This is a genomic window from Marinobacter arenosus (assembly GCF_019264345.1).
In the GTDB taxonomy this organism is placed as follows: Bacteria; Pseudomonadota; Gammaproteobacteria; order Pseudomonadales; family Oleiphilaceae; genus Marinobacter; species Marinobacter arenosus.
Genome location: NZ_JAHVAO010000003.1, coordinates 174,496 through 186,141, shown reverse-complemented (window position 1 = coordinate 186,141; position 11,646 = coordinate 174,496). Strand labels below are relative to the sequence as shown.

Sequence of the window (11,646 nt, the reverse complement as noted above, 5' to 3'; positions counted from 1 at the left end):
AATAAGAAAGTGGACAGGAGAGAACACACACATGACAGATATCCAGCAGACCGTATACGTAGTAGAAGACGATGAAGCGGTTCGTGATTCACTGGAGCTGCTGCTGAAGTCGGACGGAAAGCCAGTGAAAACCTACGAGAATGCCACCGGCTTTCTCAAGGACTATTCCGAAAAAATGGCTGGCTGCATCGTGCTGGATATCCGCATGCCGGGTATGGACGGTATGGAACTTCAGAAGAAACTGAACGAAAAGCATTCCATCCTGCCCATCATCTTCGTGACCGGACACGGTGACGTTCCTATGGCCGTAGACGCCATGAAGGAAGGGGCGGTGGACTTCATTCAGAAGCCCTACCGTGAGGAAGCCCTGTTGGAAAAAATCGAGGCAGCGCTCGAGCAGGATCTTGAGCAACGCAAGACCCTCGATGAGAAACAGGAGATCATCCGCCGCGTTAAAAGCCTTACTCCCCGCGAGCACGAAATCATGGATCGGATGATTGCGGGACAGGCCAACAAGGTCATTGCGATCGAGTTGGAAATCAGTCAGCGGACGGTGGAAATTCACCGTTCCAGGGTCATGCACAAGATGGGAACCCACTCCCTGGCGCACCTCGTCCGTATGGTTCTGTCCGTAAAGGACCTTATCGACGCCCGGTGATCCTGCCGGCATTATACGGAGACGTTTCCAATCGGCCCCGTTTATATGACTGAAGTTGTCAGTGAGAACTCGGAGGTGACGGTTCTGCTTGTGGACGATAATCCGCAGAACCTCAAAGTCCTCTATGAGACCCTGAAAGACAAGGGCTATCGCCTGTTGATTGCCAACGAAGGTGAAAAGGCCCTGGACCTTGCCCACCGCCATCAGCCCGAAGTTATCCTGCTGGACATCATGATGCCTGAAATGGATGGCTACGAGGTGTGCGAACGCCTTAAGGCCGATCCTGAGACGGCAGACTGTGCCGTGGTGTTCCTGTCTGCCCTGGATGACTTGCAGGCCAAGGTGAAGGGGTTTTCCCTCGGTGGCGCCGATTACATCTCCAAGCCTTTCCAGTCCCTTGAGGTGATTGCGCGGGTAAAAACCCACGCTCGGGTCATCCGCCTGGAGCGTGAGCTGCAGGCGCGCAACCGTGAACTGCAGGGCGACCAGACCCGGATTCTGAACTCCATCAGTGAAGGCATATACGGCCTTGATGAGAATGGCGTGATCGAGTTTGCCAATCCGGCAGCGGCCGAGATCATGCGCTGCCCGGTCGAAGAGCTGATTGGTCGAAACTTTTTCGAGGCGCATTTTGCGACCTGCGGTGAATGTCCCGACAAGTTGCCGGTGCAGACCACCTGTTGTCAGGGTATGGCCGAGAGTCAGCGCAATATCCGTATGGTGCGAATGGACGGCAGTGGGTTTCCCGCCGAGTACCGGTCCACGCCGAAGCTCGACAACGACGAACTTCACGGCGCCGTGGTTGTATTCCGGGACATCACGGCCGAACTCGAAAATGAGGCTGCCCTGGAAGAGGCCCGGGAACTGGTGCAGGAGCAGCGGGATCAGCTCGCACACGCATCACGACTGACCACCATGGGGGAGATGGCCGCCGGATTCGCCCATGAGGTCAACCAGCCGCTCACCGCCATTACTAATTATGCCCGGGTTTCCAAGCGCATGATGAGCAAGGAGAACCCGGATCTCGGTCTGCTGGGCGAAACCCTGGACAAGATCGAGGCCCAGTCACACCGCGCAAGCGAGATTATCCGTCGTATTCGTCGATTCATGAAGAAGCCGGCCACCGGGAAGGAAGTCATTTCGGTACCGGCCCTGCTGGAGGATACCCGGCAGTTCGCTGAAGTGGACATGCGCAACAACGAAGGCGGGATTGAGTTGTCGGTACCGGATTCCCTGCCGGATGTGGCGGCCGATCCCATTCAGGTGCAACAGGTTGCGCTGAATCTGATCCGAAACGCACTGGAGGCAACCCGCAGTGCTGATGCGTCAACGCCGGTGGAGGTGACTGCAGAGCTGGTCGGTTCAAGCTGCGTTCGGGTTCGGGTCCGGGACCACGGCATTGGCCTGCCAGTCGACGCCGAGGACAAGCTGTTTCTTCCGTTCTACACCACCAAGGATGAGGGCATGGGCATTGGTCTGGCTACCTGCCGCTCCCTGATCCAGGCACAAGGTGGAGATATCGGCTTTGAGCGTCCCGAGGACGGGGGCGCCTGCTTCTACTTTACCTTGCCAGTGGCGAGCGCGGATGGGGCGCCCTGCGCCCCGGAATCTGCCTCAAACGCCCGGGAAGCCTGAGCGCCAGGCTCCGATCCCCTTGGCCGTCACAGCCACTCGATGCGACCGCTCAGGTGCGGCGCATCGCCTTTTGCATTCAGTAACTGATAGTCCCAGCCGGTTGCGCCGGTCTGCCAGTTCAGCTGCGCCGTTCCGGGCAGGAACAACGGCTTCTTGAACTGGCAGCTCACCCGGATGGCGCCCGGCTTCCACCCCTCCTGTTGCTCCAGCAAAGCGAGCGCATGGGCTTTACTCCACATACCGTGAGCGATCGCCTTCGGGAATCCGAACGCCTTGGCGCTGAGTGCGTGCATGTGGATCGGGTTGCTGTCACCGGAGACGCCAGCATACTGGCGGCCGATGGATTCCGGGGCCTTGATGCTGAGGGTGTTCGGATACCGTTCCAGCGGTGGCGGGGCGGACTTTTTACCGGCCCCGGACTCAGTCGCCGCTTGCCGATACAGAGTGATACTGGATTCCTCCCAGACCAGCTTGCCCGCCGCATAGGCCTCGGTGATCAGGTCAAATTCGATGCCCCGATTTGTGCGTTCCTGTTTTCCGAGCCGGACGGTCAGGTCGAGGGTTTCGCCCACGCCGATTTGGCGGTGCTGGGTGATGGTATTGCGCAGGTGCACCAGTCCCAGCAATGGCAGCGGGAAGGTTTTGTCGGTCAATAGCTTGAGGTGGAGCGGAAAGGCCATGACGTGCGGCCAGGTGACCGGAATCCGAGTCGTTTTGCAGAAGCCGCAAATCGCTTCATACCGTGCCAGCTCGTCGCTGGCGGTGCTGGCGCCCAGCAGCCGTGCTGACAGCTCTGGGATGGTGACCTCATTCCCCGCTTTGACCGGTTTGGGTAAGAGTGCCCGGGCGTAGAGGGGCAGCAGCCCCGGCGGTGTGTTGTGGTAAATAAGAGTATCTGGCATACAGGTTGTCTCCCCGCGCAGGAATTCGCTCGTTAATATAGTCATGATTCCGACACGTAAGTACCGGTTATTTTTACATTCTGGTACAACTGTGCGTCTGTGGCCTGATATGCTCTAATATCAGACGTTAGTCCTAGACCTTCAGATCAAAGGCCTTAACTCTGGCAAATCCGGCTGGATCAGGCATTGACTTGGCTTGCCCCGGTGATTGTCCGTCGGGTCAAAGTGGTATTAAACCAATAAAAAAAGCGGAATCTTATGCAGGAACTTCGTGACGCGGGAGTAATGTTGCGCCTGATCTATGAGGCGATGAAAAAAAAGGGCATTGATACCGATGCTATTTTCAGTCGCCTGGGCGTTGACGAGAATTACGTTTACACCGAACAGTTGCGCACCCCCCACAGCGCTCAGTTGTACTTCTGGCAGGCGGTTGAAGACGTGTCAGGAGACCCGGACATTGGTCTGCACCTGGGGCCGCTTTTGCCCGCCTACAAGGGGCAGGTTCTTGAGTATCTTTTCCTCAGCAGCCCGACATTCGGTGAAGGCCTTCGGCGTGCCCAGAATTACCAGCGGCTGCTGAGCGATGCTGCCAACACGGATTTCTTTATCGAAGGCGACGATGCCTGCATGGTTCTGGATGCGGCCTCCGATGAGGTCAGTCGCCTGAGGCACTTCAATGAATGTTTTGTGCAGGGCGTGATCACTTTCTTCCGCTCTATCACCGATGATTCCTTCTACCCCTCGCGCATTGAGTTTGAGCACCAGAGAGACACTGGTCAGGCCCACGTAGCCGAGGTGCTTGGCTGCGATGTCGTGTTCGGTGCCGAGGAAAATCGTCTGTATTTTCCGGCATCGTTGCTCACCCACGCCTCACCCCATGCGGAGCCGGAGTTGCTTGATCTGCATGAACGGTTTGCCAGTGAGCAAGTGGCCCGGCTTGAGAAAAAAGACATTGTGGGGCAGGTGGAAAGAATCGTGGCAGAGCTGCTCGACAGTGGCGAGGTCACCCTGGACGCCGTTGCCGAGCGCCTGGGTATCAAACCCAGGACCCTGCGCACCCGGTTAACGGAGGCAGAAACCAGCTTCAACCAGGTGTTGGCGGATTTCCGCTACCGCCTGGCCCGTCAGTTACTGGCCACGACCGACGAATCGATTGACGAGATCGTTTACCTGACCGGATTTTCCGAGCCCAGTACCTTCTATCGGGCCTTCAAACGATGGTCGAACATGACGCCGATCGAGTACCGGAAAACCGCGCAGGGCAAGGACACCATGGTCGATGCGCTCTAGCAACGACGCTTTTTTGATTTTTTTCGGGAAAAGCGTTGACATAACCGGGCGCCTCTTTATAATGCGCCCTCGTTGTCACCGAGCAGTCAAACCCCTGATTGCACCGCCCAGTTCGGGCATGACGTGATGACCATCGCGGAGCGGTAGTTCAGCTGGTTAGAATACCGGCCTGTCACGCCGGGGGTCGCGGGTTCGAGTCCCGTCCGCTCCGCCATTTTCTCCCTCTTTTTTTAGTCTCCCGTTTTCTGTCATCCCCCTGTCACGATCTGGCGTTAACCTGCTCCTGAATGTATGCACGCAGGCTAGATCCATGTCGGATTACGAAGAAGAATTGATTGAAAGCCAGTTCGAAGAGTTTGACGATGACGACGGGTGTGACGACGCGACCGAAATCTAGCGTTCTGTCTTCAGCCGGTTCCGGTGCTCGCCGGGGCTGATGTCAAACCACCGCCGGTAAGCCTTGTGAAAAGCGGCCGGATTGGCGAAGCCCAGAAGCCAGGCGATCTCAGAAAGCGCCGTCTCGGTCTCGCGTATGTAGTCCCTCGCCAGTTGTTTCCGTGTCTCATCCACCAGTTCCCGAAAGCCCGTTCCTTCTGCGGCTAACAGCCGTTGGAGCGTCCATGGCGCCACGCCGAGCTTGCCGGCAATGGTTTCAAGGCTGGGACTCTCGCCCCTGAACAGTGGCGTGAGCAGGTGCTTGACCCGGTCGCCCGTGGTCCAGCCCTTCCGAATCTGCTGTAACTCCCGCTCGCAAAATTCCACCAGTTTCTCATGCATGGCGGCCTGCGCCTGGAGCGTTGGGTGGCCCCAGGTGTCTGCCTTCAGGGTGATGCCGTTCTCGGCGGCGCCAAAGTGAACCGGGCACCGAAACCAGCTCTCGAAAAGCTCATCCTGGCCAATGGATGGGTATTCGATGGTGACCTGATCCAGCACTTCATACTGCCCCGTGACGTTGCGAACAAACTGGGTCCAGGCGGCAAGCACCGAATCCACGACAAAAAAGTTGAAGTCGTTGTAGGGGCGTATCGAGTAGAACCGCGCCTGTCTGTTCTCGGCGCTTATGGAGGGGGTGCCGCGACTGTTCTGGCTGGTGAGTAATGAATACCGGATAAGTGTGCTGAGGGCCTCGCCTGCGGTTTGGGCTGACTGCCCGGCCAGTCCTGCAATTCCAGCATCAACCGGTCGCGTCAGTGCGCCTATCCGAAGACCCAGGGCTCGATTTCCTGTTTGAGCGATGGCTGCGTGACCCAGCCGCATGAAGCGCGGAATACTGATTCGTGCGGCAGCGGAATCCAGGGTTTCTCTCCCGAGCCGGAAGTTCTTGGTCAGCAGGTCGATGTCAGCGCCTTCCGCAGCCGCCGCCCTCAGAAGGACCGAGGCGTGAAGGACGCTGATGTTGCCCAGGGCATTGCGCGAGCTCGGGGTAGGGGATGGCTGTTCGCTCATGACCAGTGTTTGTCCGACATGTTATCTGAAGATAATAGAATGTTATGAGGGGATATTGTTGATGGCAAGTGAGCCGGGTAATTTAAGGGCCATAAAACGAGTCGGGCCCGTAAAGGTCCGCCAACTGTGATGATGAGGAGATCAATCATGAGTGCACCCGCTACCCCCGGCGTCGCTAAATACCCCAACCTGCTCGAACCCCTGGATCTGGGGTTTACCAAGCTGCGTAACCGGACGCTCATGGGGTCCATGCATACCGGTCTTGAAGAGGCGAAGAACGGATTTGAGCGTCTGGCCGCTTTCTACGCAGAACGGGCCCGGGGTGGCGCTGGACTGATCGTGACCGGTGGTATTGCGCCCAACGTGGAGGGCGGTGTGTTCCAGCATGCGGCCAAGATGACCAACGAAGACGAAGTGGAAAAGCACCGGGTCATCACCCGGGCTGTCCATGAGGCGGACGGCAAGATCTGTATGCAGATCCTGCATGCGGGGCGTTATGCCTATTCGCCGGAACTGGTGGCGCCGTCTGCCATTCAGGCTCCGATCAACCCGTTCAAGCCGAAAGAGCTGGACGAGGCCGGCATCGAGAAACAGATTCAGGATTATGCCGACTGCGCCGCCCTGGCCCAGAGTGCCGGCTACGACGGTGTCGAGATCATGGGCTCGGAAGGCTACTTTATTAACCAGTTCATTGTGTCCCACACCAACCATCGCACCGATGGCTGGGGTGGCAGTTACGAGAACCGGATTCGCCTGCCGATCGAAATCGTGCGTCGCGTCCGGGAGCGGGTGGGCGAGAACTTCATTCTGATCTATCGCCTGTCGATGCTGGATCTGATAGAGGATGGCAGCACCTGGGAAGAGGTGGTGCACCTGGCCAAGGAAATCGAGAAGGCGGGCGCCACCATCATCAACACCGGCATCGGCTGGCACGAGGCCCGGGTGCCGACCATCGCAACCTCCGTGCCTCGCGGTGCCTTTACCAAGGTGACGGCCCGCCTCAAGGGTGAGGTGAGTATCCCGCTGGTTACCACCAACCGGATCAACATGCCGGACGTTGCCGAGAAAATCCTGGCCGAAGGCGATGCAGACATGGTCTCCATGGCCCGTCCATTCCTCGCAGACTCGGAGCTGGTGTTGAAGGCGGCGGAGGATCGCGCCGATGAAATCAATACCTGCATTGGCTGCAATCAGGCCTGTCTGGATCATACCTTCAGCGGCAAGCTGACCTCTTGCCTGGTCAATCCGAGAGCCTGTCACGAAACCGAGCTGACCTGGGTCAAGACGGCGACGCCCAAGTCGATTGCCGTGGTGGGTGCGGGACCGGCGGGCCTGGCGTTCGCGTCCGTTGCCGCAGAGCGTGGTCACAAGGTCACCCTGTTTGATGCGGGCAGCGAGATTGGCGGCCAGTTCAATGTGGCCAAGCGGATTCCCGGGAAAGAAGAGTTTTACGAAACGCTGCGTTATTTCCGGGTCATGCTGGATAAGCACGGCGTGGACATCCGGCTTAACACCCGGGTGAGTGTGGATGATCTCACAGCCGGCGGTTTCGATGACGTGGTTCTGGCAACTGGCGTCGAACCGCGTACCCCGGATATTGAGGGGATTGATCATCCGAAAGTCATCGGCTATCTCGACGCCCTGCTTGAGCGCAAGCCAGTTGGGCAGAAAGTGGCTGTGATCGGGGCCGGCGGCATCGGCTTCGATGTCTCTGAGTTCATCGTGCACAAGGGCACGTCGGCCTCTCTGGACGCCGAGCATTTCATGCGTGAGTGGGGTGTTGATCTGAGCGTCGAGCACCGTGGTGGCATTCAAGGCGTCTCGCCGGAGGTGCCAGAGCCTGCGCGTGAGGTTTACCTGCTCCAGCGCAAGGCCTCCAAAGTGGGCAAAAACCTTGGCAAGACCACCGGCTGGATCCATCGGACCTCCCTGAAGAACCGCCAGGTTCAGATGGTGCCTGGTGTAAGCTATCGCAAGATTGACGATCAGGGACTGCACATCACCGTCACGCCCAAAGGCGCTGAGCAAGGTGAGGATCGCGTATTGCCAGTGGATACCGTCATCGTCTGTGCCGGCCAGGAGCCCCTGCGGGAACTTCAGGCCGGTCTGGAAGCGTCTGGTGTGCCGGTGCACCTGATTGGCGGTGCCGATGTTGCAGCAGAGCTGGATGCCAAACGGGCCATCGATCAGGGAAGCCGCCTCGCCGCGCAACTGTGATCACAAAACGTTGCAGTTTTTCTCTGTGCACCGAAGTTTGACTGGCTAGACTTGTAAGCCGGAGTCTGTCAGTTTGCGTATCCACCCTCCCGAGCCGGGAGGGTGGTGTTTGCCGACATCGAAACTGGATGGAACATTCTGCGGGATTTCATCGTGTTGGTGTCGAATCTTTAGGAGCTAGGAGAGTCACACATGGTATCTGCCGACCAGGCGACTGATGGTTATGCGGCGGTGTTTTTCGTGGATGGAGGCCATGTGGCGCGCCAGATGCGGGCCAGCGAGTTTGGGGCTTTTCTGGACGGATACGTAGGCTTGTCAGACCTCGCAGAGACCGACGTCAAAGCGGTCCTGGTTGAGCTCAGTGGCGATCTCCTCGTGCAGTCCCTCGTGTTTTTCCGAATCTGGTTTGATGAAGAGGGTCGGGCCGACAGCAACTGGAACGTACCCATTGAAGAGCTGGCCAAGCGCGGTGCCAAGGGGCCGGACATGGGGGGTGGCCCCATTCGGCTGGTGTGCCGCAGTCAGTGCCCGGAGCCCCGCTATGCAGAGGAGCTTTGGGATCCGGATATGACTCCGGGCAATAACCATTTCCAGGCGATTCGCAAGGCGGTTGATACCAACTCCCTAAAATTCCGGAAAATTGAGCCTGCACCGGCTCAGGAAGAAGACATTCCGGTGCTGAATGCGGCTCCCGCAACGCCGCAGCCACAGGAAGACGCTGCCAACGCTGCTGATCGGGCCCGTCTGGCCCAGCTTATCCGGGAGCAGCGGCTCCGCATCAAAACCCTTCAAAGTGTCCATCGGGATTCCCTGTCCGAGATCCAGCGTGAGCACCGCGTGGAGCTGCAGACCTTGCGCAGCGAAATGTCCTCGATGGAGCAGAAATACGAACGGCAGCGCCTGAGCAACGAACAGTTGAAGAAACGACTGTCGGAGCGGAACGAGCAGTATCTCACCATGCAGGAGCAGATTGCCTCCGGTGGTGAGGAGAAGAAGCGTGACGACGCCAACACCGATGCGGAACTGGTCTTGCTCCGGGAACAGCTAGACCGGAAGCAGCGGGAGCTGGAACTTCGGGACGAGCGGATCGTAGCCCTGGAGCAGGAGAACCATGACCTTCAGCACCAGGAGCCAGCGGAAAACTCCATCATGGACCAGCTCAAGAAGCAGGCGGTGTTCCTGGTGGCCTACCACCCGGGTGTTGGGCATATCACATTGCCGTACGACGATATCGACACCTACTTCACCAACCCGGTGGCCTACGCGGCGGAGCGCTGCGGCATGAATGAGCCCGCGTATCGCGAGTGGCTTGAGCACTATGAAAACCCTGTGTGCCAGCACGAGGGCAAGGATGGCAAGGCCTGCGGCGAGCCCATCATGCGGGTCAGCCAGCCAGGCGAGTTCCGTTCCGGCATTGACGATCGCTGTGAACAGCATCAATCCTGACGTTTCGATCTTTTTTCAGTATCGGCGTGACTTTCGTTAAACTGTGAGCCAGATTGTCACGGGGCTGGCGGATCTGGCCGGCCCCACCGCATCCCGACTCCACAGGAAGGCTCATGGATCAGTTCAGGAATATTGGCGTTATCGGCCGGTTGGGCAGCGTGAAGGTGGTTGAATCACTGCGCCAGCTCAAACAATACCTGATTACCAACAACTACCACGTCATTCTCGAGGAAGACACCGCCGGTATGCTGCCGGGCCATGGCCTGCAGGTCGCCAGCAAAAAGCTGCTGGGTGAAATCTGCGACCTGGTGATTGTGGTCGGTGGTGACGGTAGCCTGCTGGGCGCGGCGCGGGAGTTGGCGAAATCCAAGATTCCTCTGTTGGGTGTGAACCGGGGCCGTCTGGGCTTCCTGACGGACATTTCCCCTTCCGACCTTGAAGAGCGTCTGGGCAAGGTTCTGGAAGGCGAGTACGTGGAAGAAACGCGCTTTCTGCTGGACGGCAATGTTGAGCGCAATGGACAGCCGCTGGGGTTCGGGACCGCCCTGAATGACGTGGTGCTGCACCCGGGCAAGTCGACCCGGATGATCGGCTTCGATCTGTTTATCGATGGTCACTTTGTCTACAGCCAGCGCTCCGACGGTCTCATCGTCGCGACGCCGACCGGTTCTACGGCCTACTCGCTTTCTGCGGGCGGCCCAATCATGCATCCGAAGCTGGATGCAGTCGTCCTGGTGCCCATGTTTCCCCACACACTCAGTAGCCGCCCCATCGTCGTGGATGGCAAGAGCGAGATTAAACTGGTGATTGGCGAAACCAACGAAACCTACCCGCAGATTTCGTTCGATGGGCAGATGAACATTGCCTGTGCGCCGGGTGACATCATCCGCATTACCAAAAAACCGTTCAAGATCCGATTGATTCACCCCACCGATCACAACTTCTATGCCACCTGCCGTGACAAGCTTGGCTGGGCAAGTGAAATTTCAGCGAGTTGATCATGGCTGTAAACAGACACAACGCAAGCCGCGGCTTTGACATCATCGGCGACATCCACGGTTGCGCCAATACCCTGATCCGGTTGCTGGAGCAGATGGGCTACCGGAAGGTGAACGGTGTGTATCAGCACGACCGGCGCCAGGCGATTTTCATTGGCGATATTATCGACCGTGGCCCCAGAATCCGTGAAGCCCTGCACCTGGTGCGCGACATGGTGGAGCATGGCTCAGCCCGGATTGTGATGGGTAATCACGAGTACAATGCGCTGGGCTACTGCACCCGTGCCCGTTCTGGCAGCGGCAAAAAGTGGCTGCGTGAGCACAATGCCCGGCATGATCGACTGATTCGCGAAACCCTCGAGCAGTTTGACGCCTACCCCCATGAATGGAACGAGTTTCTGGACTGGTTCTACAGCATCCCCCTGTTTATTGAGGAGGACGGCTTCCGGGTCGTTCATGCCTGCTGGGATGGGGAGCTGATTGAAAAGTTCAAACAGATCCAGGGCGGCGCCTGCATTGACGAGGATTTCCTGCATGCATCGGCGGCCATTGAGTCGTTTGCCGGGCAGGTCATGGATACCTTGCTTCGAGGAACGGATTTGCGCCTGCCGGAGGGGACCAAGATCACGGGGCGGGACGGCTATGTCCGGGAGTTTTTCCGGACCAAGTTCTGGGCCGATGACCCGCACACTTATGCCGACGTGGTGTTCCAGCCGGACCCCCTGCCGCCGGAGGTGGCCCGCATGGTGTTGACCGAAAACGAGCGCAAGCAGCTGATCAGTTATCCGGTGGATGCGCCACCGGTATTTGTGGGGCATTACTGGATGGAAGGGGAGCCGGCCCCACTTAAGGCCAACGTGGCCTGCATCGACTACAGCGCGGTGAAATACGGCCGGTTAGTAGCCTACCGAATGGACGGTGAGTCGGTGCTTTCCCCAGACAAATTTGTATGGGTGGACGTTGACCGCCCAGAACAGCCGGGCTATTCCGGCACCGAAGACAGCATTGCCCGTTGAGATAACGGAACCCGATTACTCCGACAGGCGAGGTTTTT

At 58.3% G+C, this 11,646-nt stretch carries 9 protein-coding genes and 1 tRNA gene; 8 read left to right on the top strand and 2 right to left on the bottom strand.

Going from position 1 to position 11,646, the window contains the following annotated elements:
* Positions 1-31: 31 nt before the first annotated feature.
* A complete protein-coding gene (fixJ, locus tag KXD86_RS16830; RefSeq protein WP_218637316.1) occupies positions 32-658 on the top strand; it encodes a response regulator FixJ in 627 nt (208 codons plus the stop codon).
* A gap of 45 nt (positions 659-703) precedes the next feature.
* Positions 704-2,293: an ATP-binding response regulator gene (locus KXD86_RS16825; protein ID WP_218637315.1), complete on the top strand. Its 1,590-nt coding sequence runs from the start codon at positions 704-706 to the stop codon at positions 2,291-2,293.
* Between the two features lie 26 nt (positions 2,294-2,319).
* Here KXD86_RS16825 and KXD86_RS16820 read toward each other — a convergent pair whose 3' ends face one another.
* The gene (locus KXD86_RS16820) at positions 2,320-3,195 is read right to left on the bottom strand and encodes a MaoC/PaaZ C-terminal domain-containing protein (RefSeq protein WP_218637314.1); all 876 of its coding nucleotides are present in this window, start codon (positions 3,193-3,195) and stop codon (positions 2,320-2,322) included.
* A 258-nt stretch (positions 3,196-3,453) separates the two neighbouring features.
* Here KXD86_RS16820 and KXD86_RS16815 point away from each other — a divergent pair, with 258 nt between their 5' ends.
* Positions 3,454-4,485 carry an AraC family transcriptional regulator gene (locus KXD86_RS16815; protein WP_218637313.1) on the top strand — a complete coding sequence of 344 codons (1,032 nt, stop codon included), beginning with the start codon at positions 3,454-3,456 and terminating at the stop codon, positions 4,483-4,485.
* 137 nt (positions 4,486-4,622) lie between these two features.
* Positions 4,623-4,699: transfer RNA gene (locus KXD86_RS16810), tRNA-Asp, on the top strand.
* A 179-nt stretch (positions 4,700-4,878) separates the two neighbouring features.
* Here KXD86_RS16810 and KXD86_RS16805 read toward each other — a convergent pair.
* A complete protein-coding gene (locus KXD86_RS16805) occupies positions 4,879-5,931 on the bottom strand; it encodes an AraC family transcriptional regulator (RefSeq protein ID WP_218637312.1) in 1,053 nt (350 codons plus the stop codon).
* Between the two features lie 147 nt (positions 5,932-6,078).
* On the opposite strand from KXD86_RS16805, the gene KXD86_RS16800 reads away from it, so the two are divergent.
* The 4 genes from KXD86_RS16800 (at position 6,079) to KXD86_RS16785 (ending at position 11,608) form a co-directional block, all read left to right on the top strand.
* Positions 6,079-8,148, top strand: a complete 2,070-nt coding sequence (locus KXD86_RS16800) for an NADPH-dependent 2,4-dienoyl-CoA reductase (RefSeq protein WP_218637311.1) — start codon at positions 6,079-6,081, stop codon at positions 8,146-8,148.
* A gap of 192 nt (positions 8,149-8,340) precedes the next feature.
* Positions 8,341-9,594 carry a DNA repair protein gene (locus KXD86_RS16795; protein ID WP_218637310.1) on the top strand — a complete coding sequence of 418 codons (1,254 nt, stop codon included), beginning with the start codon at positions 8,341-8,343 and terminating at the stop codon, positions 9,592-9,594.
* 113 nt (positions 9,595-9,707) lie between these two features.
* On the top strand, positions 9,708-10,592 hold the full coding sequence (locus KXD86_RS16790; protein WP_218637309.1) for an NAD(+) kinase: 885 nt from the start codon (positions 9,708-9,710) through the stop codon (positions 10,590-10,592).
* 2 nt (positions 10,593-10,594) lie between these two features.
* Positions 10,595-11,608, top strand: a complete 1,014-nt coding sequence (locus KXD86_RS16785; RefSeq protein WP_218637308.1) for a metallophosphoesterase — start codon at positions 10,595-10,597, stop codon at positions 11,606-11,608.
* Positions 11,609-11,646: the final 38 nt, after the last annotated feature.

Bases quoted from the DNA above. Each gene is read 5' to 3' on its own strand.
- fixJ (WP_218637316.1), top strand. From the start codon at position 32: ATGACAGATATCCAGCAGACCGTATACGTAGTAGAAGACGATGAAGCG.
- KXD86_RS16825 (WP_218637315.1), top strand. From the start codon at position 704: ATGACTGAAGTTGTCAGTGAGAACTCGGAGGTGACGGTTCTGCTTGTG.
- KXD86_RS16820 (WP_218637314.1), bottom strand. From the start codon at position 3,195: ATGCCAGATACTCTTATTTACCACAACACACCGCCGGGGCTGCTGCCC.
- KXD86_RS16815 (WP_218637313.1), top strand. From the start codon at position 3,454: ATGCAGGAACTTCGTGACGCGGGAGTAATGTTGCGCCTGATCTATGAG.
- KXD86_RS16805 (WP_218637312.1), bottom strand. From the start codon at position 5,931: ATGAGCGAACAGCCATCCCCTACCCCGAGCTCGCGCAATGCCCTGGGC.
- KXD86_RS16800 (WP_218637311.1), top strand. From the start codon at position 6,079: ATGAGTGCACCCGCTACCCCCGGCGTCGCTAAATACCCCAACCTGCTC.
- KXD86_RS16795 (WP_218637310.1), top strand. From the start codon at position 8,341: ATGGTATCTGCCGACCAGGCGACTGATGGTTATGCGGCGGTGTTTTTC.
- KXD86_RS16790 (WP_218637309.1), top strand. From the start codon at position 9,708: ATGGATCAGTTCAGGAATATTGGCGTTATCGGCCGGTTGGGCAGCGTG.
- KXD86_RS16785 (WP_218637308.1), top strand. From the start codon at position 10,595: ATGGCTGTAAACAGACACAACGCAAGCCGCGGCTTTGACATCATCGGC.